At 54.6% G+C, this 22,222-nt stretch carries 22 protein-coding genes; 8 read left to right on the plus strand and 14 right to left on the minus strand.

Annotation, left to right across the window (positions count from 1 at the left end; genetic code table 11):
• The first annotated feature begins 29 nt into the window (after positions 1–29).
• The 3 genes from HMPREF3178_RS24690 to HMPREF3178_RS24700 are packed head-to-tail and all read left to right on the plus strand — an operon-like array spanning position 30 to position 2,825.
• Positions 30–458, plus strand: a complete 429-nt coding sequence (locus HMPREF3178_RS24690; protein WP_416371863.1) for a type 1 fimbrial minor subunit FimG — start codon at positions 30–32, stop codon at positions 456–458.
• A gap of 17 nt (positions 459–475) precedes the next feature.
• Positions 476–1,381, plus strand: coding sequence for a fimbrial protein (locus tag HMPREF3178_RS24695; RefSeq protein ID WP_004113894.1), 906 nt, complete (start codon positions 476–478; stop codon positions 1,379–1,381).
• Positions 1,368–2,825, plus strand: coding sequence for an EAL domain-containing protein (locus HMPREF3178_RS24700; RefSeq protein ID WP_175438963.1), 1,458 nt, complete (start codon positions 1,368–1,370; stop codon positions 2,823–2,825). Before HMPREF3178_RS24695 ends, HMPREF3178_RS24700 begins: the two co-directional genes overlap by 14 nt.
• Before the next feature lie 38 nt (positions 2,826–2,863).
• Here the strand turns inward: HMPREF3178_RS24700 and HMPREF3178_RS24705 are convergent, their stop codons facing one another.
• Both HMPREF3178_RS24705 and HMPREF3178_RS24710 read right to left on the minus strand, forming a co-directional pair.
• Positions 2,864–4,192, minus strand: a complete 1,329-nt coding sequence (locus HMPREF3178_RS24705; protein ID WP_032744800.1) for a 6-phospho-alpha-glucosidase — start codon at positions 4,190–4,192, stop codon at positions 2,864–2,866.
• Between the two features lie 11 nt (positions 4,193–4,203).
• Positions 4,204–5,739, minus strand: coding sequence for a PTS transporter subunit EIIC (locus HMPREF3178_RS24710; RefSeq protein WP_070585544.1), 1,536 nt, complete (start codon positions 5,737–5,739; stop codon positions 4,204–4,206).
• Positions 5,740–5,998: 259 nt separating this feature from the next.
• On the opposite strand from HMPREF3178_RS24710, the gene HMPREF3178_RS24715 reads away from it, so the two are divergent.
• A complete protein-coding gene (locus tag HMPREF3178_RS24715) occupies positions 5,999–6,697 on the plus strand; it encodes a GntR family transcriptional regulator (protein WP_070585546.1) in 699 nt (232 codons plus the stop codon).
• A gap of 118 nt (positions 6,698–6,815) precedes the next feature.
• Here HMPREF3178_RS24715 and HMPREF3178_RS24720 read toward each other — a convergent pair whose 3' ends face one another.
• From HMPREF3178_RS24720 to HMPREF3178_RS24735, 4 genes are all read right to left on the minus strand, one after another.
• On the minus strand, positions 6,816–7,154 hold the full coding sequence (locus HMPREF3178_RS24720) for a DUF1869 domain-containing protein (protein ID WP_004113900.1): 339 nt from the start codon (positions 7,152–7,154) through the stop codon (positions 6,816–6,818).
• A 1-nt stretch (position 7,155) separates the two neighbouring features.
• Positions 7,156–7,488, minus strand: coding sequence for a TehB family protein (locus HMPREF3178_RS24725; RefSeq protein ID WP_004103600.1), 333 nt, complete (start codon positions 7,486–7,488; stop codon positions 7,156–7,158).
• Between the two features lie 210 nt (positions 7,489–7,698).
• Positions 7,699–9,621, minus strand: coding sequence for a putative bifunctional diguanylate cyclase/phosphodiesterase (locus tag HMPREF3178_RS24730; RefSeq protein ID WP_004103601.1), 1,923 nt, complete (start codon positions 9,619–9,621; stop codon positions 7,699–7,701).
• Between the two features lie 10 nt (positions 9,622–9,631).
• A complete protein-coding gene (locus HMPREF3178_RS24735) occupies positions 9,632–10,129 on the minus strand; it encodes a putative pterin-binding protein (RefSeq protein ID WP_004103602.1) in 498 nt (165 codons plus the stop codon).
• A 303-nt stretch (positions 10,130–10,432) separates the two neighbouring features.
• Between HMPREF3178_RS24735 and shiA the strand changes: the two genes are divergently transcribed.
• Both shiA and HMPREF3178_RS24745 read left to right on the plus strand, forming a co-directional pair.
• Complete coding sequence (gene shiA / locus HMPREF3178_RS24740; protein WP_064370719.1) at positions 10,433–11,767, plus strand: shikimate transporter; 1,335 nt, start codon at positions 10,433–10,435, stop codon at positions 11,765–11,767.
• Positions 11,768–11,776: 9 nt separating this feature from the next.
• Positions 11,777–12,508 (plus strand): lipoyl protein ligase domain-containing protein, encoded by a 732-nt coding sequence (locus tag HMPREF3178_RS24745; protein WP_064370720.1) that lies wholly within the window; start codon positions 11,777–11,779, stop codon positions 12,506–12,508.
• Here the strand turns inward: HMPREF3178_RS24745 and HMPREF3178_RS24750 are convergent.
• Positions 12,501–13,418 carry a LysR family transcriptional regulator gene (locus HMPREF3178_RS24750; protein WP_016809173.1) on the minus strand — a complete coding sequence of 306 codons (918 nt, stop codon included), beginning with the start codon at positions 13,416–13,418 and terminating at the stop codon, positions 12,501–12,503. The genes HMPREF3178_RS24745 and HMPREF3178_RS24750 overlap by 8 nt on opposite strands.
• 113 nt (positions 13,419–13,531) lie before the next feature.
• On the opposite strand from HMPREF3178_RS24750, the gene HMPREF3178_RS24755 reads away from it, so the two are divergent.
• Positions 13,532–13,921, plus strand: a complete 390-nt coding sequence (locus tag HMPREF3178_RS24755) for a tautomerase family protein (protein ID WP_064370721.1) — start codon at positions 13,532–13,534, stop codon at positions 13,919–13,921.
• Here HMPREF3178_RS24755 and HMPREF3178_RS24760 read toward each other — a convergent pair.
• The 6 genes from HMPREF3178_RS24760 to HMPREF3178_RS24785 all read right to left on the minus strand — a co-directional run bounded on the left by HMPREF3178_RS24760 (position 13,918) and on the right by HMPREF3178_RS24785 (position 20,028).
• On the minus strand, positions 13,918–14,922 hold the full coding sequence (locus tag HMPREF3178_RS24760) for a LacI family DNA-binding transcriptional regulator (RefSeq protein ID WP_032744789.1): 1,005 nt from the start codon (positions 14,920–14,922) through the stop codon (positions 13,918–13,920). The two genes, HMPREF3178_RS24755 and HMPREF3178_RS24760, sit on opposite strands and share 4 nt — an antisense overlap.
• Positions 14,923–15,045: 123 nt before the next feature.
• Positions 15,046–15,987 (minus strand): sugar phosphate isomerase/epimerase family protein, encoded by a 942-nt coding sequence (locus tag HMPREF3178_RS24765; protein ID WP_004103608.1) that lies wholly within the window; start codon positions 15,985–15,987, stop codon positions 15,046–15,048.
• Entirely contained in the window at positions 15,984–16,433 is a 450-nt protein-coding gene (locus tag HMPREF3178_RS24770) for a PTS sugar transporter subunit IIA (protein WP_004103610.1), read from the minus strand. Before HMPREF3178_RS24770 ends, HMPREF3178_RS24765 begins: the two co-directional genes overlap by 4 nt.
• A gap of 23 nt (positions 16,434–16,456) precedes the next feature.
• Positions 16,457–17,467 carry a Gfo/Idh/MocA family protein gene (locus HMPREF3178_RS24775; protein ID WP_004113905.1) on the minus strand — a complete coding sequence of 337 codons (1,011 nt, stop codon included), beginning with the start codon at positions 17,465–17,467 and terminating at the stop codon, positions 16,457–16,459.
• Positions 17,468–17,488: 21 nt separating this feature from the next.
• A complete protein-coding gene (locus tag HMPREF3178_RS24780; RefSeq protein ID WP_049592974.1) occupies positions 17,489–18,913 on the minus strand; it encodes a sugar porter family MFS transporter in 1,425 nt (474 codons plus the stop codon).
• A gap of 377 nt (positions 18,914–19,290) precedes the next feature.
• Complete coding sequence (locus HMPREF3178_RS24785; RefSeq protein WP_004103617.1) at positions 19,291–20,028, minus strand: HPP family protein; 738 nt, start codon at positions 20,026–20,028, stop codon at positions 19,291–19,293.
• Positions 20,029–20,214: 186 nt separating this feature from the next.
• Between HMPREF3178_RS24785 and HMPREF3178_RS24790 the strand changes: the two genes are divergently transcribed.
• Positions 20,215–21,324: an adenosylhomocysteinase gene (locus HMPREF3178_RS24790; protein WP_004113907.1), complete on the plus strand. Its 1,110-nt coding sequence runs from the start codon at positions 20,215–20,217 to the stop codon at positions 21,322–21,324.
• A gap of 121 nt (positions 21,325–21,445) precedes the next feature.
• On the opposite strand, the gene cobS is transcribed toward HMPREF3178_RS24790, so the two are convergent.
• Complete coding sequence (cobS, locus tag HMPREF3178_RS24795; RefSeq protein ID WP_016809180.1) at positions 21,446–22,186, minus strand: adenosylcobinamide-GDP ribazoletransferase; 741 nt, start codon at positions 22,184–22,186, stop codon at positions 21,446–21,448.
• Between the last annotated feature and the right edge of the window lie 36 nt (positions 22,187–22,222).

A 22,222-nucleotide genomic window follows, 5' to 3' on the forward strand; every position in this document is an offset into this window, starting at 1 on the left:
CCTTCGCCAGCGCCCCCCGCGCCGCCGACGTGACTATTACCGTTAACGGCAAAGTGGTGGCTAAACCCTGCACGGTCTCCACCGCTAACGCCACCGTCGATCTCGGCGATCTTTATACCTTTAGCCTGGTCTCCGCCGGCTCTTCCTCACCCTGGCACAGCGTGGCGCTTAACCTCAGCAACTGTCCGGTCGGCACCTCGCGGGTCACCGCCAGCTTTAGCGGCACGGCGGACGCCACCGGCTACTACAAAAACCAGGGTACCGCCGGCAACATCCAGCTTGAGCTGCAGGACAATGGCGGCACCACGCTGAACACCGGCGCGAGAAAAGAGGTCCAGGTGGATGACGCCACCCAGTCCGCCAGCTTCCCGCTACAGGTCAGAGCGCTAACGGTCAACGGCGGCGCTACCCAGGGAACGATTCAGGCGGTGATTAACGTCACCTATACCTACGCCTGAGCCAGGAGAACAGAGTAATGAAAAAGATAATCCCCCTTCTGATGACGCTGCTGCTGGCGAGCTGGTCGTTTAACGCCTGGTCTTTCGCCTGTAAAACCGCGGCGGGCGTGACCATTCCCATCGGCGGCGGCTCGGCGAACGTGTACGTAAACCTTGCGCCGGCGGTCAGCGTCGGGCAGAACCTGGTCGTGGATCTTTCGACACAGATTTTTTGTCATAACGATTTTCCGGAAACCATGACCGATTACGTGACCCTCCAGCGCGGATCGGCCTATGGCGGCGTGCTGTCGAGCTTTTCCGGTACCGTCAGGTATAACGGCACCAGCTACCCGTTCCCCACCACCAGCGAAACGGCGCGGATGACCTACAACTCGATAGTCGATAGACCCTGGCCTACCGTTCTCTATCTGACGCCCGTCAGCAGCGCAGGTGGGGTCGCCATTTCCGCCGGTTCGCTAATCGCTGTCCTGATCCTGCGCCAGACCAATAACAAGGATAACGACGACTTCCAGTTCGTGTGGAACATATACGCCAACAACGATGTCGTGGTGCCAACCGGCGGCTGCGACGTTTCTGCTCGCGATGTGACGGTGACGCTGCCGGAATATCCCGCTTCGGCCGCCATTCCGCTAACGGTTTACTGCGCGCAAAACCAGAACCTGGGCTACTACCTCTCCGGTACTACGGAGAACGCGGCCAATTCGATATTTACCAATACCGCATCGGCCTCTCCGGCCCTGGGGGTTGGCGTTCAGCTGACTCGCAACGGCAGCGTCGTTCCCGCGAATACCACGGTGTCGTTAGGCAACGTGGGAACCTCGGCGGTCAGCCTTGGCTTAACCGCCAACTATGCGCGCACCAGCGGACAGGTGACCGCGGGTAACGTGCAGTCAATTATCGGGGTGACTTTTGTTTACGAATAACCTCCCGGAGAATGACGGCATCCTGTCGCCCTGTTCGCTGGTCACAGAGGGCCTGGTGCGGTTGATGGAAGACGGGGGCGCCCGGCCCGTGGTGTTAACTTCAGCGTCACCGACGCTGCCCCCTGACGTACGCCGTCTGGTGGTGTTTCTCCCTGAATCTCCTGTTCGGCTACTCTCAACCCTGAAGCGGGCCGCTATGCTGCTGGAACAGTCCGCAACGCCGCTACCGATGCTGTTTCTCAGCCGCAGCCCGGCCAGTTGGCTATGGTCCACCCTGCTACACCAGGTCGCAGAGCGGCGTCAGCTTTCCGCGGTGCGGGCGGCCGCCTCCGACCTCCCGGTCCCCTGTCTGGCGGCGCTACTGCGCGACGTCATACCCGAGGGATATCCTTCCCTTGAACAGCTGGCAGATGAAGAAGCGCGGGCATTGGGTAAGCGCCCTGCCGGGCTAACCCGACCGGAGCTGAACGCCATCCTCGGTTTGCTCTGCGGATACCGCGCCAGCGATCAGGCCAAACGCCGCGGCATCAGCCACAAGACGCTCTACAATCAAAGAACCGCAGGATTGAAAAAAATGGTGGAACACCACCCGCAGATGGCCGCCCGCTTTCCCGGCAGCCAGATAAGAGAACAGAAAAGTGAGCCCATCGCCGCCCTTTGCGCTTTCGAGCGTGAATTTGTCCATGCAATCCATAGCCGACAAATTTTCCCGGTTTTCCAGCCCATAACCGATGAACATCGTCAGCTAAGGGGGATGGAGATCCTTGTCCGCTGGCGCCGGAACGGCAGCGTTTTGTTTCCCGCTGATTTTTTACCGCAGCTACGCTCGGAATATGCGTGGCTGGTGCTCACCGCGTTTGTGCTGCAGGAAGCCGTGCAGAATATCAATCTGTACAGTGGTGAATTTTATTTCGCGGTGAATATTCCCGCGGCTGTCGCCAGCAATGAAAACCTGATCCGCATGATGGAAACCGCGCGCCAGCAGCTGCGTCAGCCGCAAATATCGCCGCGGCTGGTGCTGGAGCTTGCCGAAAATGCCGACCTCAGCCGCCACGGGAAAATAGCCGGAAATATGGCCCGGCTACAGCAGCGCGGCTTCCGAGTTATGCTTGATGACTGCTTCTCGCAAAGCAGCGTGCTGTTCCCGGTGCGGGTGTTGACGTTCAGCGCCTACAAGCTGGATATGGGCATCATCAATGATATGCAGCGCGATGCGCACGCCCTGGCGCTGATTAAAAGCCTCATCTACTACTGCCGGCTGATCGGCAGCCGCTGTATTGCCGAAGGCGTAGATAGCCTGGAGAAATTCAACAAACTGAAAGCGCTGGGAGTCGACCATTTTCAGGGAAACGCCATCTCGGCGCCGGTTGGCAGAGAAAACGTGGCGGAGATCATACAGCAACTCTCCGGCGAAGCGGAGTATCCATCCGGCATCGCAGTGTAGGTAACGCCCGATGAAATACATCGGGCGTTAGCGGCACTTTAGCTCAGCTCCGGCCAGTAACCACGATTGGCCTCGATCAGTTCATCGAGAATAGCTTTCGCAACCGACGCGCTCGGAACCGTTTTGGACAAGGTCAACGCCTGCCAGAGCTTTTGGTAGCTTCCTTCAACCCAGGCGTCGACAACCAGTTTTTCCACCGCGACCTGCTGCTCCATCAGCCCCTTTTGAAACAGCGGTATTTTCCCCATCGCCAGCGGTTCGGGACCGTTAACGCCGACCAGGCAAGGCACTTCAACCATCGCGGTCTCGTCAAAATTCGCGATAGCGCCGTTGTTCTCTACAATCAACAGCATTCTTTCCTGGGTATTAAAGGCGATGGCGCAGGCGAGATCGACAATAAAGGTGGCATGCGCCCCGGCATGGAAATGCGCCGCTTTGGCGCTCCGCCGGGCGACAATGTCTTTCGCCATATCGAATACCTCTTTCTCTCTCCCGGCCATCACCTCATTCGCGCGCGTAAAGTTCGGGTCCGAGTGGGCTACCTCGTAGTCGGCATAAAAATAGTATTTTAGGTAGGTATTGGGCAACGTGTCGGTATCCAGCGCAAAGACGTCCTTCACCTTTTTGAAGGTCTCAATCCAGCTTGGCGCTTTGTGCTGAAAATCCTCTTTCGGACTGCAATACCCCAGCTCAGACACATACTTTTTTAACGTCGGCATTAAATCATTACCGGCCTTATCGGTAATGCTGGTCCACCAGCCGAAATGGTTGAGGCCGAAATAACGCACGTTCATCTCTTTACGTGATTTCAGACCAAGAATATCGGCGAATAATCCTTCAATTGCCACCGGCATATCGCAGATATTAATAATTTTAGCCGCTGGCCGTAATCGACGAGTGGCCTCGGCAACGATCGCCGCCGGATTGGAATAGTTGAGCATCCACGCGCCGGGGGAGTACGTTTCCATATAGTCAACCAGTTCAAGTACCCCGGCAATGGAACGCATACCATAAGCGATACCGCCAGGGCCACAGGTTTCCTGGCCAATCACGCCATGCTTAAGCGGTATTTTCTCGTCCTTTTCGCGCATCTCATAGAGGCCGACGCGAATATGGGCCATCACAAAATCAACGCCGGTAAAAGCTTCCTGCGGATCGGTGGTGTAGCTAAAAGCCACTTGCGGATAACGTTCAGCCACCAGAATCGCGCAGGCTTCACCGATCACGCGCTGGCGATCGTGATGATTATCATAGAGACGAATTTCGCTCAGCGGAAATCTGTCCATATTTTCCAGCAGCATCATAATAATCCCTGGAGTATAAGTACTGCCGCCGCCAGCTATCGTAACAACAAATTTATTTTGCATCTTCCACCTCATTATTCATGTACATCTAAATAGCGATCCACAGCATTACGGATTTTATTCACCCCTAAACCATAAATAACCTGAACGTGATTACCTTTGATAATGACGCTGGTACCGCCGCTGGTTTTCAGAATATGTTCCTGAATTAATGCCGGGTCCCGCACGTCAACCCGAAGTCGGGTAAAACAATTGCCGACAGAACACACATTGTCTTTCCCGCCAAGCCCCAGAATGACCTGTTCACCGGAAGCCTTAGCTGGGACGCTTGCGCTCGCCGCTCGGCTTAGCGCCTCATCCTGTTGTTCCTGGCCTGGCGTGCGCATCCTGAAACGCAGAATCAGGAATTTACCGATAAAATACATCGCCGCTGTTTCCGCTAACCCCAGCGCGACAAAAACAGGCCAGCGCGTCAGATGGGCTCCCGCCGGTATGTTATAAACAATAAAATCGATAATGCCGTTGGTTGCGCAGACCCGAACATCGAGCAGCCACGCCAGCATCTGGAAAAAGCCATCCACTAACGAATAAACCAGCCATAACACCGGTGCGGTGAAGATAAATAAAAACTCAAAAGGTTCGGTTATCCCGACGAGGAAGGAGGTCACAATCAGCGGGATAAGCGTGACTTTCAACTTTTGTTTATTTTCAGGTTTCGCCGTCTTATAAAAGGCCAGGGCCATTCCGGCCGTGCCAAACATTTTGACCATTCCATAAGTCAGGAATCGCGCCGAGTCGCTTAACGCTCCCCCGGTGTTATCGGCAATTTCAGCGAGGAAAATGGGCTTTGCCCCGACTATCGTCTGCCCATCAATTAACAGCTGTCCGCCAATAGAGGTAAAAACGAAGGGTGACCAAATGAGATGATGTAAACCGGTCGGGATAAGAAAACGATTGAGAAAACCATACAGAAAAACGCCGGCGGCGCCGAAAGTTTTCATGACGCCGGTCAGCGCCGATATACCGTGTTCAACAATTGGCCAGAAAAAGACCGTGGCGATGGCAAACACGCCGACCAGCGGGATCATTACGATCAGAACCAGCTTACTGTTGCCATAAATTGAGAATGCGCCGCGAAACTCGATATCGACAAAGCGGTTATGAATGAAAGCCACCGCGCAGCCCAGAATGATGCCAAGAAACACGCCCATATCGATGACCTGGAAACCGAAAATAAAGGTTTGCCCGCTGCCGTAAAGCTGCGCGTTGCTGCTCCCCTCAACAAGCCGCCTGGTCAGAGTAAGCCAGCTATTGTTGGCCGCCAGGTACATAAACCAGGTCATTGCGGCGACAAACGCGGCTTCCGCTTTGCGAGTTTTTGCCAGCCCGCTCGCCAGACCGAGGCAAAAGAAGAAGCCAAGATTGTTCATGATTGCCCAGAGCATACTGGAAGCATATTTCCCCAGCAGGAAAAGCGAGCTGTCTTCTGCCACCCATAATTTATTGGTGGTCATACTGAGCAACGCAATCAACAGACCCACAACCGGCAGATATAAAACCGGCCCAATCATCGCCCTGGAAAAATCTTGTAATTTTTTTACCCCGATCATCCTCTTCCCCTCTCCTGCTTATCGACTGCCAGCGCTCAGAACTTGCGAATCAGCCTATGCGCCAGAGGGGATTAATCAGAGGAGATAAAGTGTCATTTGTGATGAAAGTCATATATCTTCGGAAGTAATAGATATATAAATAAAAACAAATAACTAGATGACCAGTTTATGAACACCTTGCGAATGAAAATATTTAATCTAAAAATCATATAGTTACATTTATTCGCCAACAATTCACTTCGCCATGAGACATCTATAAGTGATATACAAATCCATTGCCGAACGGCTGAAAAATCGCATCAACAGCGATGAGTTTGAAGTCGGAGATGCGTTACCGAGCGAGAAAGCGTTAGCCAGCGAGCTACAGGTATCAGTGATGACCATCCGCAAAGCGCTAACGCTGCTGGAAAGGGAAAAATTGATCGTCAAACGCCACGGCAGCGGTTCATACGTTGCGCGAAAGAGCAATTATCACGGCGGGGGGCTTGATGGGTTCAACTATCAGATGCATATCGTTGGCGAGACTAACTATCGCAACAAGGTCATCGAGTTCACTATGCTCGATGCGCCTCTGGCCATCGCACAACAGTTAAAAATTGAGCCCGGAGAAAAAGTCTATTATGTCAGGCGCATTCGGATGATTGATGACGTGCCCATTCTGATAGAAAACAGCTATATACCTGTAGCGATTTTCCCATGGCTTAGCATCGGAAATCTGGAAAGGTCAAAATTTAACTACTTTAAGAAGGAGTGCAACATCACCATTCTGGAAAGCCACCGTAGCTATTCCCCGGTTCTGGCCACCCGCGAACAAGCGGAACTCCTGCAGGTTGCGCAAAACAGCCTACTGCTACGCGTGCAATCGATCAGCTATGCGCAGAATAATCTCATCGTCGATTTATCCGATATTTACCAAAATACCAATAAATACAATGTAAAACATATCACTCGCCGTTGAAGGATAGTTAAGCCCGGAGTTTCGGCTTCTCCAGCGGCGCGTCTCTCAGCCGTGATGCCCGCCAGCAGGTCTGCGGCAAGGTTGCGAAGCGGCAGCTGGCGGTTCGGCTCCGTTACGCTTACCAGCCGCAGACGTTAGTCTCTTCGTCGGACTCGTAGCCGCGCACGATATTAATCAGATCTTTTACCGCATCGGCAGCCGTCTGCGGATCCTGCAATTCAGCCAAAGTTGCAAATTCACTGTCGACCGACACGCCATTATTATTGTTGGTTACCGTTACGATAAATCCCTTATCCCCGGCGTTATCGACTGAGAGATCGGAAATAAGCTCAGCGATGGCCTGCGCTGCGATATCAGGCACGTACAGAGCCATGGGCTTAAGATACACTTTTTCTTTTTTATCTTTATTATTGCCGTTGATTACCGCTAACGCATAACCTTTATTTTCACTGTTCATATTATCCCTCGATAAGAATTTTAGGATCAACGTAAAAGTCGACGTTAAATACGGTGTCTTCCGTTAACGCCTCAATGCAGTGCCATTTTTCGGGTGGGAAAACGCCAAACTCCCCTTCAGCAATGGTCAGGGTTTCGACCGGATCCGGGCTGGTCTCATCAGCGTAGCCCAGATAGCGTATCGCGCCGCGCATCACCGACAGTCGTGGGTAGACGCCCTGCCGGGTGCCCGCGTCCAGATGCCGCTTCCAGATCGACGCTGGCGCCGTCTCTTTTGTCCACAGCGGGGTGCTACGGGTATGCACATAGTGGGTCGGGATGATGATTCGCTGCATGATTCTGCCTCTCTTTACGCCCGCGGCACGGGGCCGAAAACAGGAAAATATGTTGCATATCATATACCCCTTTTAATCACTGAGGGTATTATTTTTTATCAAAATCGTTTCCCCCCTCTATTTCTACCCATTAGGGATTAGACCACTTACTAAAATAAATACGGGCGAATTCAGCTACGCTAAAGTCGCCCGCAAATAAACACAAATGACTTATTTCCCTGCTGAAGTAAGCGGCCCCGGTTTACCGATCAAATAGCCCTGAACCAGATCACAACCTAATTTTCGTAACGACTTCAGCTGTTCTTCCGTTTCGACGCCTTCTGCCACAATTCGCATATGCAGGCTTTTACCCATGCTGATGATCAGGCGCACGATATCCAGATCGTCTTGCTGATGGGGTATATTAATAACAAATGATCGATCGATTTTTATCTTATCAAACGGGAAATAGCTTAAACGCGAGAGCGACGAATAGCCGGTACCAAAGTCGTCAATAGAGATCTGCACGCCAAGCTCACGCAGCTGACTCAGGATCTCTAACGAGCGGGTATTTTCATTAAATACGTCAGACTCGGTAATTTCCAAATCCAGCCGATACGGATCCAGCCCGGTTGTTCTTAAGATAGTTACCACGGTATCGGTCAGTGAACTGTTCATTAACTGAACCGGCGACACGTTAACCGACACCTTGAGCGGCGACGACCAGCTGGCGGCCGCTTCACAGGCGGTTTTCAATACCCACTCGCCTAACGCATTAATCAGGCCGATTTTCTCCGCCACCGGGATAAATTCCGTCGGCGGAACGCTGCCGCGTAGCGGATGAAACCATCGAACCAGCGCTTCATAGCCGTAGATTTCACCATTCATGGCATCGGCAATCGGCTGATAGTAAACCCTGAACTCCCCTCTCTCGAGCGCCTGCATCAGGTCATCTTCGAAAGATTTATTCTCCTGCTGGCGCTGAAGCATACCGGGGCGGAATATCTGGACGTAACCGGAGCCCTCTTTTTTCGCTTCATACAGCGCCAGGTCGGCGCATTTGTATAAATAGTCGGTGCGACTTTCTCCGTCAGAGATGACAATCCCGATACAGGCGCCGATCTGAATCTGCGAGTCGTAAATCTGATACGGCTGGCTAATCTTTTCCCGGATCACCGTTGCCCGCTCCAGCGCCATCTCTTCGCTAAGATCGTGGGTCACCAGAGCAAATTCGTCTCCCCCCAGTCGGTACAGCGTTTCTGACGTTTTACGAAAAAATGAGAGACGGCTGGCCAAATCCTGCAATAGCTTATCTCCGGCGTCATGACCCTGCGTGTCGTTGACGTCCTTGAAATTATCCAGATCGAACAACATAACCACCGCCGAGCCGTGATAGGGCCGCACCTGGTTAACCACCTCCTGCAGGCGTTGCCAGAAAGAGAGCCGGTTGGGCATCCCGGTCAGCGAATCATGATAGGCATCGTACTGCAGCCGACGGTTTTGCACCTGTAGCTTTTCTTTGGAAGCCTGCAGATCGGTAGCCAGTAATTTCATCCGCACGTGAGCGCGACGCAGGGTGTTATTCTGCTTCAGCATCAACATCCCGAGCGTGATACAGAGAATAATCAGCAGAATAGAAATGGCCGAATAGATGTAATAGAGGTTCTGTATTTTATCGTGGGTGAGATTAACCAGATTAAAATCCTGGGCGAGAGAGGTGGACGCGAGCGAGGTCAACGGCCCGTCCAGGGTGCTCATCTCTTGTAACATCAGCTTCAGCTGTGCTGTCGTCATGGTATCCAGCTGCTTATCCAGCCGGTCCAGAAGAGTAATCAGGCTGTCAACTATCGCCTTACGATGAGGATCTTTGCCGATAAACTTTCCCAAATCACCCTGCTGCAGCAGCGCAATCTGGCTCATCATGATTTCCAGACGCAGGCGCACCTCATCGTGGTCGCTTCCCTTTACCTCCAGTCCCATCGCACTCAGTCGCGCCTCAAGACGCATGTACTCGGAGACTATCTGGGAAACGGACCACGAATCAGTATAACGGGTTAATTTTTGCAGCTCACTTTGCCGCTCATGGACCAGATAAGTAATGTAACCGGTCACAATGAAGAGCGACAAAATAATGGCAGTGAGTATTCGATTCAAGATCAAACCCTTACTCAATTATAATCTTCGAAACCTGCCATGCCGAACGGGAATAATAAATCTGATTCTGCAATTCCGGGCTACTGTCGTAGGGATAAACAATAAATAAAGGCCCTTTATCACGAATGCGCATATATTCGCCGTTCATTTTTAAAGCCAAAATTACGGGAAATTTATGAAAGTCATCGATGGGAACAATGGTGGTGTAATCGTTCAGCGCCAGCACCCGCGCCGACTTGCCTTTGGCACCGACTAAATCCATGAGTTTACTGAGGGAAACGCCGTCAAAGCGAACCTTTCCCGAATACCACGGGGTGGTTGTTACGATCGTTTCCATGCCCAGTTTTTCCAGTGCCGCCACATCAAAAACGGCGGTATCACCCTCATTCGTATTAGTAATCAGGCCGGAAATAGTTAAAACGGGTTTACCCACGGGCGCCGGCAGTTTTTCTGCAAAAGCGGAAGGCAAAACCATGACACAAAATAAAGCTGCAAAAATTAAACGCATTTAACTCACCCTTCCGAAATTGGAGACTTGTTAATTGTAAACCATTTAAGTCATTTCTTAAAAGGTGTCCTCAACGGGTACAAAAATTTAAATTAAACACAATAAGCCAAGTCCTAAGCTCGCATTCCTGTCGGCCCAGCCGGGCTGCACCCGGCCGGTCAGGCAAACGCTTAATGCCTTTAAACACGCAGAGCAGGTAAAAATCTTTTCACTTGCCCTTCTGCGCGGTAGTCTCAGGACAGGCGCGAATTCGGAAAGCGTCTCATTCCAATAATTAGAAACTCAGCAACAGACAGGACAGGTATGGAATCAACGTTAATTTCTCAGGGCCCCGGCAAGGAGGCATGTTCTCTCAACCGCGCCCGCAGAGCGGCCTGGGGCAGCTTCGCCGGGGCCGTGGTCGACTGGTACGACTTTCTTCTCTATGGCATCACCGCCGCGCTGGTATTTAACCGGGAGTTTTTCCCGCAAATCAGCCCGGCAATGGGTACCCTCGCCGCGTTTGCCACCTTCGGCGTCGGTTTCCTCTTTCGCCCGCTGGGCGGCATTATCTTCGGTCATTTCGGCGATCGCCTCGGGCGCAAACGCATGCTGATGATGACGGTGTGGATGATGGGGATCGCTACCGCCTGCATCGGTCTCCTGCCCTCGTTCAACCAGATAGGCTGGTGGGCGCCAGTTCTGCTGGTTCTGCTGCGCGCCGTACAGGGTTTTGCGGTGGGCGGAGAGTGGGGCGGCGCGGCGCTGCTGGCGGTTGAGAGCGCGCCGAAAAATAAGAAAGCGTTCTACAGCAGTGGCGTGCAGGTGGGTTATGGCGTCGGATTGCTGCTCTCAACGGGGCTGGTGTCGCTGATAAGCGCCTGTACCACCGATGCGCAGTTCCTTAGCTGGGGCTGGCGTCTGCCGTTCTTGTTTAGCGTCGTGCTGGTGCTGGCGGCGCTCTGGATCCGCAACGGCATGGCGGAATCTGCCGAATTTGAACAGCAGCAGCGCGAACAGCAGCAACAGCCGCAGAAAAAGCGTCTGCCGGTGGTAGAAGCGCTGTTCCGCCATCCGAGCGCGTTCTTAATGATTATCGGTCTGCGCCTGTGCGAACTGCTGACAATGTATATCGTCACCGCCTTCGCGCTTAACTACTCCACGCAGAATCTCGGCCTGCCGCGCGAGCTGTTTCTTAACATTGGCCTGCTTGTCGGGGCTATCAGCTGTCTGACGATCCCCTGCTTCGCCTGGCTGGCGGACCGCTTTGGCCGACGCCGCGTCTATATCACCGGAGCGCTGATCGGCACCCTCAGCGGTTTCCCGTTCTTTATGGCGCTAGAAAGCCAGTCATACTTCTGGATCCTGTTTTTCGCGCTCATGCTGGCGAATATTGCGCACGACATGGTGGTTTGCGTCCAGCAGCCGATGTTTACCGAAATGTTCGGCGCCAGCTATCGCTACAGCGGGGCCGGAGTGGGATATCAGGTCGCCAGCGTCGTCGGCGGCGGTTTTACGCCGTTTATTGCCGCCGCTCTGGTCACCCTATCCGGAGGCTCCTGGCATAGCGTTGCGATCTATTTGACCGTAGGTTGCCTGCTATCTGCCCTTACGGCGATGCTGATCAAACCTTGTCGCCACGGCGATGAACCGCTTTAAGGAGTTACCATGATTCAGGAGCCCTGCTGGCCGCAGCGCTTTCATCACCAGCAGCTGCCGCTTCACTACTGCGCCGATCCGACGCTTGCCGAGCAGCCGCTGTTTGACCGGGCACGCGACGGGGAAGCGGTGGCCCAGCTCTGGCAGGCCCCGCAGGGATTTGTGGTGCCGGGAAGCTATCGCAAATTTGCCGAACTCCCGGCGGTAAGCGATCAGTTTGCCAGCCGGGGATGGCCGGTCTGGCAGCGCCGCTCCGGCGGCGGCCTGGTCCCGCAGGGGCCGGGAATTGTCAATCTCAGCCTGGCCTGGCCGGTTTATCACTCGCTGGGCGAAGCCGCAGAGCCGATTTATCTTTTCCTCTGCGGCCTGTTGCAGCGTACGCTTTCAACCTTTGGCGTAGCCAGCCACTTTCAGGCAGTCAGCGGTTCATTTTGCGATGGTCGCTATAATCTGGCCTGCGGCGAAGGCGGGCAGGTGCGAAAAATAGCCGGCACGGCCCAGTACTGGCGCCCCATGCCGGCAGGACGGGGCCATGTGGTCCTCGCGCACGCGGTGATCCTGCTGGACGTCGAGCTGCAGGCTGCCCATCGGGCGGCCAATGATTTCGAAGCCCGGCTCGGCAGCGGACGGGTATACCGCGCCGAGAAAACCGTGACGCTTGCCGAACTTGTGACACAACCAGCCGATTTGCTCCCCCGCTTTCGCGAGGCGCTGGTGCAGGAGTTACAGAATATTAGCTGAAGGTCGTCTTCAGATAGCGGCTAAAGGTCTCTACTGCCCGCGATACGCGCGGCGCATAGGGGCGAATAACGTAGAGACTTTCCGCAAACACATCCACCGGCCGCCATTCCGGCAAGAGCTCCTGTACCAGCCCGCGGCCAATCGCCTCCCTGGCGCTAAAATCCGGCAGTAAGGCAATTCCCAGCCCCGCCAGCACCGCATCGCGCAGGGATTCGCTGTTATTGGTGGCGAAGGGTCCCTGCACCTTAACGCTCACCCGCTCATCGTTGCGCTCGAAGGTCCAGTGCGGGCTTTGCGGCCCGCGCGGGTAGGTCAGGCATTGATGCTGACGCAACGCGTCAGGCGAATCGGGGCGACCAAAGCGGCGAATATAGTCCGCCGAGGCGACCACCAGGGTTGCCGTACGGCACAGCGGCCAGGCTACGTGGGTCTCCGGCAGCAGCTCGCGACGACAGTGGCGAATGGCAATATCAAACCCTTCGCTGGCGAGCGACACCAGCCGATCGGTCACCTCCAGCTGCAGATGAAGCTGCGGGTGCTGATGCAGAAAAGGCGTGATGGCCGGAACCAGCTGCTGTCGAGAGAACGCCACCGGCGCGGTAAGGCGCAGCGTTCCGCGCAGCGGGCCGCCCTCATCGTCGCAGGTGCCGGTAAAAATCTCGCGGATCTGCCCAAACGGTTCGTTTAGTTCCGCCACCAGCCGCTGGCCATCTTCGCTTAGGGTCACGCTGCGGGTGGTGCGGTGCACCAGCGTCTTGCCGGTGACTCGCTCCAGTTCGCTTATTTTCTGGCTAATGGCGGACTTGCTGACCGCCAGCTTTTCCGCGGCGCGAGTATAGCTTTTTTGCTCCTCCAGTACCGTCAGCCAGTACAGGTGGGTCCAGTAAATGTCCGGGCGGATTTCGCTCATCATGATTGTTCACAGAGAAAAACAATGAGTTCAAATATAGCGGTTTTTACCGACTTCAGCACGAGGTAGCATCTCTTTCACCGAGGTAAATCCGACAATAAGGACCATCTGCTATGCCATTACTGACGTTTGATATCATTGAAGGACGCAGCGAAAACGAGATCAAAACCCTGCTGGATGCGGCACATCGCGCCGTTGTGCAGGCGTTCAAGGTGCCAGAGCGTGACCGCTACCAGATTGTTCACGAAAACAAAGCTCACCATATGATTATTGAGGATACCGGGCTGGGGCTGACGCGAAGCCGGGACGTAGTGGTGGTGCGGGTTTATACCAGCCCGCGCAGCGAAGCGCAGAAGCAGCTTTTTTATGCCACTCTGCAGGCTGAGCTTGAGGAGCACTGCGGTCTGAGCGGCGAGGATCTCATGATCTCGGTAATCAGCAACCACAAAGGGGACTGGAGTTTTGCTCACGGCGTAGCGCAGTATATTACCGGCGACCTTTAGCCCTGCCGACGATGCGACTGGCGCACGATGGGTTCCCCGGTGCGCCACGTCGCCGTCGGCCCTTCAGCAGCATCAATGAGCCGATTCAACGCCTCTTCCACCAGCCGCTCCCGTCGCTGATCGTAGGTCGTTAGCTGCCATTCCGGCGCCGCCGCCTCATCGATATTATCGAAACCGACAATACCCATCGTTAAATCGCGCTCGCGCAGCGCCTGAAGCGCGCCTATCGCCAGAATATCGTTTTCACAAAACAGGGCATCTACTCTTTCGCCTGCGGGCGTCGCGTCCAGATAGTCACTCATCGCCGCATATCCCCGGGTACGTAAATACTGGCCGGCAACCAGCAGAGTATCAAGCCGGCAGCCTGCCTGCTCCAGCGCCGCTTCGTATCCTTCCATCCTCATTAAATGGTGGGAAGCGGTATCCGGACCCTTCATATAGCCAAAAGTGCGATGCCCCTGCGCCAGTAGCAGTTCAGCAAGCTGCTTTCCGGCAAGCCGACCATCGATATTGACCACCTGGATTTCCGGATGATCGGTATTACGGCCAATCTGCACCAGCGGAACGCGATGAATTTCAGTGGCAATCGCGATAAGTTCCGGTGTCAGCACCGTGGCCATAAACAAGATACCGTCAACCTGGAGCTGGTAAGCCAGCGCCATCGCTGTGCGGGTATTTTCTTCATCGGTGACGTTAATCACCAGCGCCATGTAGCCACGATTCTGCAGCTGGCGAGTCACTTCGTTAAGCAGCAGCACCATGTTGGGATTGCGTAACTCGTCGACCGCCACGCCAATAATATGCGTTTGCTTTTGCGTCAGGCTACGCGCCAGTAAATTTGGTCGATATCCCAGAATATTAGCGGCTTTCATCACCTCTTCCCGGGTTTTGGGCTGGATGGAGGCCCCGGGGGTAAATGCCCGGGAAACCGTCCATTTGGAGACGCCAGCCAGTAACGCAACGTCGCTGGCGGTCGCTTTTTGTCGTTTTGGGGCGCTCATACTCGGTTTTAACGTTCCTGATAAAAAACATCCAATAGAACGTAAAATACAGCAAGATAGAATCCGCTCAACAAAAAACGCGCCGCGTTCTCCCGCCCCCCGGAGGGAAAACGCGGCCCGTTGTCACTGACTTAATGTGGCGTTGAGGGCATCAATCGACGTCCGTAGCCCTGCTTCAACGCTCATCGTCAGGTCCTCCATCTCCAGCGACACATAACCGTTATATCCGGTCATGCGCAGCACCGAGAAGAACTCTTTCCACCACTTCAAATCCTGTCCACAGCCAACCGCCACGTAGTTCCAGGTGCGGGTTTTGGTCTGCGTGACCGGCTGGTATTCCAGTAAGCCGTCGACATCCGCCAGCCCGCGTTCAATACGCGCGTCTTTACCGTGGACGTGATAAATCACCCCTTCAAGCTTACGGGCTGCGGCAATCGGGTCTGCCCCCATGGCGATCAGATGCGACGGATCGAGATTCATGCCGATTATGTCGCCAACCGCCTCACGCAGGCGCAGCAGCGTGCTCGGGTTGTAAACCAGCTGGCTGGGGAATTCCTCGAGAGCAATCTGTTCGATGCCGTGTTCAGCCGCATGGCGGGTAAAAGCCTGCCACCAGGGAATAGCAACCTCGTTCCACTGGTAATCGATCACGCCTGGCATATAGTCCGGCCAGGAAACCGTCGAGGTGATCCAGTTAGGTATTTTATCGTCCGGCCCGCCGCCCGGCAGGCCGCTCATCATGACAATTTTTTTCACCCCCAGCTTTGCCGCCAGCTCGACGGTACGATAGCTGCTGGCGGTATGCTTCTCACCCAGCGCGCCGGGGGCCAGCGGGTTACCCGAACAGTTCAGCGCAACGATCTCCATTCCGCGCTTTTCCAGTTCTCCGCGAAACGCCGCCAGCGCTGCCGAAGAAGCCAGCAATTCTTCAGTTTTAACATGTGGACAAGGCGACCAACCGCCTGCGGTCATCTCCACGCCCGTAATGCCGTACTGCTTGACGCGATCGAGCATTTCCGGGAACGCCAGGCCGGCGAGAACATCGGTACAGAGTGCCAGTTTCATATTCTATCCTTCTTAAATGAGTGTCCTTCGAGGATCTGCATAAACGCGTCTTTGCTGTCGGCGCTGGCCAGCAGCGTGGTTTTCACTTCGTCATCAAGCAGGTCTGCCAGATCCGCTATAACATCAATGTGTTCATTATTTTTTGCCGCCACGGCGACCACAAGGAAAGCCACTTTCCCCTCCCCCCAGCCCACGCCATCCGGGAACTGAAACAGCTGGAAACCGGTTTGCCGCACGAGGTCGATCCCCTCTTTGCTACAGTGGGGCATCGCCACTCCCGCCCCGAGCCAGGTAGAGAGCGCCTTTTCGCGATCCACCATCGATTCAAAAAAACCCTCGCTGACGTAGCCGCTGGCCTGCAGGGAATCCGCGGCAATACGCAGCGCCTTTTTCTTTGAATTCGCCCGACAGCCAATAAAAATATCTTCTGGTTTCAGCGTTAACATGCGCCTCTCCCTTCGTTAATGGGTCAGCGGTAGAGCGCCGGACACTCCGGCAGAGAGACCGCGTGCTTTTCGCCATCCTTCAGCGATGCCAGGCCAGCATCGCATACCATCGCCACGACAAATCCGTCCCACGATGATGGCCCGCTCATCTCCGCCCCCAGGTTTACCCGGTCAACGAAATTCTGCACCTCGCGATCGTAGGCGGTGGCGAAACGTTCCATACAGGTTTTGGGGATAGCGCGGCTATAACCCTGTGCCGAACGGACGGTGGTGAGAGCCTGTTCGGTCAATGCGCTAATGGCATTTTCGCCAATCACTTCACAGCGAATGTCGTAACCATAATCGCAGTTAACAAACAGCTCATCATCAATACGTACGCCGGATTCGGTTTCAAAAATCACAATCAACGGATCCTGCAGATGCGCGCAGGCTCTGCGCGTTTTCTTCTGTGGTTTATCGACGCGTACCGAAACGATATTTTCGTTAAGCAGATAGCGGATAATATCGATCTCGTGGGTCGCCGAATCGTTAATCGCCATCTCCAGGGTGTAGCTTTCTGGCACGGAGGCGTTGCGATGTGCGCAATGGATGAGCAATATTTCCCCCAGTTCACCGCTATCCAGAGTCGCTTTAAGCTGGTTGTACCCTGGGTCGAAACGGCGCATAAAACCCAGCTGCAGCATACGTTTGCCGTAGGCCACTTCAGCATCAATAATCGCTTTGGCTTCATCCGCGGTTGGGGTCAGCGGCTTTTCGCAAAACACCGGTTTACCTGCCTTGATGGCCGCCAGAATTTGTTCTTTATGGACCGGACCAATAGAGCAAATAAAGATCGCATCCACGTCGTCCGATTGAATCATTTCGACCGCATCGTAATAGGGTTGAGCGCCATATTCGCGGGCAATAGTGTCGGTAACATTACGATTGATATCGCAGACGGCGCTGACCCTGGCGTTCTGAATCACCGTCTGAAAACGCTGGAGATGATCGCGCCCAATCATACCTAAACCAATTAAACCGATATTAACTGTCATATATTCCTCCATGTCGCTAAATCAGAATCTGAATTTTTGTTCAATTTGTTCAAGGGTTAAGCCACGGGTTTCCGGCAAGAACTTCACCAGCAGAATCAGCATTATGACGTTGGTTACCGCGAAGAAACCGAAGGTCATTCCGCCGCCGTAGCTGTTGAGTAAAATCGGGAAAACAGACTGAATGATGAAGTCAAATATCCATAAACCGAATACCGCAAAACCCATACCCAGACCGCGCATCCGCAGCGGGTAAATTTCCGCGAGCATCAGCCAGAACACCGGTGCGATCCAACCCTGCATAAAGGTCAGAAACATCAGCATCAGGGCAAGGATGATGTAGCTGGCGCCGGTAAAGTTGGCATGCAAGCCGCTGACGCCATCAACGGTTTCCATATGGAAGAAGAGCTTGAACGAGAGGCCAATCAACACCAGGCTAAGGGTGACGCCGATCTGTCCGGTAAAGAACATTTTCCGTCGGGAATGCCTGCCAATTAACAGCATCCCTAGTAGCGTGGCCAGAATAGACACGACGCCATTAGCCACGGCGCCGGTCACCGCCGCCGCATCGCCAAGTCCGGTGGCTTTCAGCACCGTCGGCGCGTAGTACATAATGGTATTCACGCCGGTTACGCGCGTTGCCAGCACAATCATCAGCCCGATCAAAATCAGCTGCAGCACCCATTTTTTCTTCAGCTCGTCAACAAATCGGCCATGGTTGATGCCAATCTGACTCACCTGCTGGATATCGCGGATCTCCTGCTCCACCTCTTCAGGCCGACGAATCGTTTTCAGCACCGCAACCGCTTTGTCTATTTGCCCCTTACGCACGAAGAAGCGCGGAGACTCCGGCATTACCAGCATTCCAATCCACAGCAGCGCGCCGGGCAGCGCCGGAATAGCCAGCATCAGCCGCCAGTTGTGCGACATGTCGGGATAGAAATTGACGATGGAAGCGTTGACGGAGTAAGCGAGAAACTGCCCGGTGACGATCATCAGTTCGTTGACCGTCACCAGCCGTTCACGCTGCGCGGGCCGCGCCAGCTCTGAAATATAAATCGGCACCGTCACTGACGCACAACCAACCGCCAGGCCGAGGATAAAGCGGGCGATTATCATCGACGACATATCCCACGCGACGGCGGTACCGAGGGCGCCAAAGATAAAAATCACCGCTACCCACAGAATATTTTTCCGCCGCCCCTGGCGGTCGGACAGCCAGCCGCCGCCAACGGAGCCGATTGCCGCGCCGAATAATAAAAACGATGTCACCAGCCCTTCCTGCAGAGGAGTGAGGCCAAGATCGTTCTTCATGAATATCAGCGCGCCGGAAATAACCCCGGTGTCATAGCCAAAGCACAGCCCACCAATGGTTGAGACGAGGGTTATTAATCTGATTTTCTTATCATTATCTGTTTTACGACTTTCAGTTATCACATGATCGGTCATTTTGTTGTCCTGTCAGGGATGAGCGTTCTATCGTTTTGTTTTTATGAATAAAAAGATCACATTGCCGATCCAGATACGGCAGGTTCTGGCATCAGGAATACATTTGCACCTTTTTGCACCCGGGTGCATTATTTAACAACTTGTTATACTCTCACGGATTAAAAAATCCATAACAAGTTATTTTGAAATATTCATTTCGTTAAGGGCGTCAACTTTTTGCTCATTGAATGGCCAATTTTGTCGATCGCAGTCACGATCCGCAGAGCTTGTCGCTTTCGGGGGGAGCAAAATGCGTGGTTCAGGCTAATGGCTGGGGAGGAAGGCTATACGAAGGGGAACCCGTGGATTAATCCGCGTTCCCCAGAGAGCCAGGGACGTCAGGATCGCTGGGCGCTGGCGATACGCTGTCTGGCTTTTTGTTCAATATTTTCCAGCAGCTCCTGCACGTCGTCTTCATCAATGTCGAGAAACTGACCGTCCAGCAGGGCCGCATGAATATCTTCGCGCGTCACGGATATGCCCAGCGGCACCGCCTCCGCTTTCGCCTTCACTTCCTCCGCCGCCAGCGGATGCGGGTAGCGCCGTCCGACCAGGTTATTAAAAACAATGGCCAGCATCGCCAGCATCAGTGAGTTGAGTAACACCGGGGTCAGAACAAAGTGATAGCCTTCGCTCTGTATCCCCGCCCCGCCGAGGATCGCCGTTAACGCCACCGCTCCGCCCGGCGGATGCAGGCAGCGCAGGAAATACATGCCGGCGATCGCCAACCCTGCCGCCACGCCGCAGGCCAGGGCCAGGTTCGGGATGGCGATTCCCACGGTCACGCCAATCAGCGCTGAAAGGACATTACCGCCGACTATCGACCACGGCTGGGCCAGTGGACTGCTCGGCACGCCAAATAGCAGCACCGCCGACGCGCCCATCGGGGCGATAAACCAGATATTGACCTCGCCTAATAGCCAGTGGCTAAACATACTGGTGACCGCCAGCCCCGTCCCGGCGCCTATTGACGCCAGAACGATATGTTTTCTGGCGACCGGTAACGCGTGCGGCTTAAGGCGGCCAAGGAAAATGCGAATCCGTGAAAAGAGCGATCCGGGTAAAACGCTTAACATCGTGCAGCTCGCTTACATCATAATAAGAACTTATGTTTCATTTTCTTTTTTTAACCTTGTTTTAACAACCACGCCTTTATCGTGGCTTTTCGTTATTCATTTTGTGAATGTAAAAAAGGCGCGCGCTACGCTAGAATCGCCCTTACGTCTGGGTATCAGTACTCTATGGATTGAAGGTCAAATACGTTGAATAACAAGATAAAATTAGAGAAAGAAATCGCATGGGCCAGCCAGAATATGCCGCGTACGCTGCGCCAGGTCGCCGCCCTGCCCGACCTCAGCCAGGTTCGTCTGGCCTGCTGTATGCACCTGGATATGAAAATGATCCCACTGGTGCAGGGAATTCTGGAAAAAGGGGCGAAGGTTTTCCTGACCACCTGTAACCCAACCACGGTGCAGGATGATGTGGTCGCCTGGCTGGTGGAGCGCGGCGCTGAGGCTTGCGCATGGCGTGATATGAGCGATGCCGACTGGCAGCAATCGTGGGAAAAAGCGATTGCCTGGCAGCCGACGCATCTGTGCGAAATGGGCGCGGATATAACAACCCTACTGCATCAGCGTGGGGAGTTCGGCAATGTTGTCGCCGGGCTTGAAGCGACAGGCTCTGGCGTTAGCCGCCTCGGCGATATTCGGCCCGGCTATCCGATTTTTAACTGGGATGATTTGCCGGTTAAGGAAGGTCTGCATAACCGTCATATGGTCGGCCTGACCGCGTGGCATACCTTCTTCCAGACGACCCACCTGACCCTGCATGAGAAAAAAGTACTGGTCATCGGCTATGGTCTGGTCGGCCAGGGGGTTGCGGCGGCGGCGAAGGCCTTCGGCGGCCAGGTCATGGTGGCGGAAATCGACCCGGCACGGAGATTACAGGCTGCCTACGACGGCTGGCACGTTGTTGAATTACAGGAGGCGATAGCTTCGGCGGACGTGGTGGCCACGGCTACCGGCGGCAAAAAAGTCGTTAACAGCCAGGCGCTTGATAAATGCAAAGATGGAGTGTTTATCCTCAACGTGGGTCACGTGGCGGAAGAGATTGATTGCGAGTACCTGCGCCAGTTCAGCCAGGAAGAGGTCATGCCCTATATCAACGCTTACCGGATGGGCCAGAAAACGATCTATCTGATGGCGAACGGTTCAATGCTCAACCTGACCGCGGGTTTTGGCGATAGCCTGAACGCCTTTGACGTCACCCTGGCGGTGATGGCCAGCGGCATCCAGCATATTGTGACCGACGGCATGACGGCGCCGGCAGACGTTTATCTGCTGCCGCAAAGCGTATGGCAAAAAGCGCTGTAACCACATGCGCTGAATAATTTTCCCGGAGGCGGCGCGATGCGCCTTGTCCGGGTTACCGGCCCGCAGACAGCGGTGGACTTGTAGCCCGGCTAAGCGCAGCGCCACCGGGAAGAAAGCAAACTTACAGCAGGGCCAGCAAAAATATGACTTCACCGAGCTCAATCGCCGCGCCTAAGGTGTCGCCGGTTTGCCCGCCCAGAGTACGCTTCAGCGCCTGGCCTAGCGCCCAGACCAGCACCAGCGTGATAAGCGCTGCGCGCAGACCGTTAACGCCGAGCAGCAGCGTCGCCAGCGCCAGAGCTATCCCCATGGCGATCAGCGTCTGTTGCAGCGAGATTTTACCGATAAACAGATTGCCCAGCCCCTCTTCGCGCGCATAGCGCTGACGGTACATCAGCAGCACCGCCATACCGCGGGCCACGGCGCAGGCGGCCGCCAGGGCGGCAACCGCAGACGTACCGCGCAGCGTGACCTCGCTGACCACCAGCACTTTTGCAATCAGCACAAAAATCAGCGCCAGCCCGCCGTGAGTGCCCAACCGGCTGTCGCGCATAATCTCCAGCATCCGCTCGCGGCGGCGGGCAGAGAAAATGCCATCACAGGTATCCGCCAGCCCATCCAGATGGAAGCCGCCGGTCAACAGCGCCAGCGCCAGCACGCCGAGCAGCGCGGCAAGCGGGCCGCCGCACCAGGGCTGGAGCAGTATCACGACAACCCCCGCGATCGCCCCCAGCAGCAGGCCAACAAAGGGAAAAGTAACGATACTGCGTTGATATTGTTCAATTTCCAGCCCCTGAGACAAACGCGCCGGGACCGGCAGGCGGCTGATAAACGATAATGCGGCAAAAAATGACTTAATCATGGAAAGATGACTCCTGTCGTTAAACCTTGCGACCAG

The organism is Klebsiella sp. HMSC09D12, assembly GCF_001808475.1.
GTDB lineage: Bacteria > Pseudomonadota > Gammaproteobacteria > Enterobacterales > Enterobacteriaceae > Klebsiella > Klebsiella oxytoca.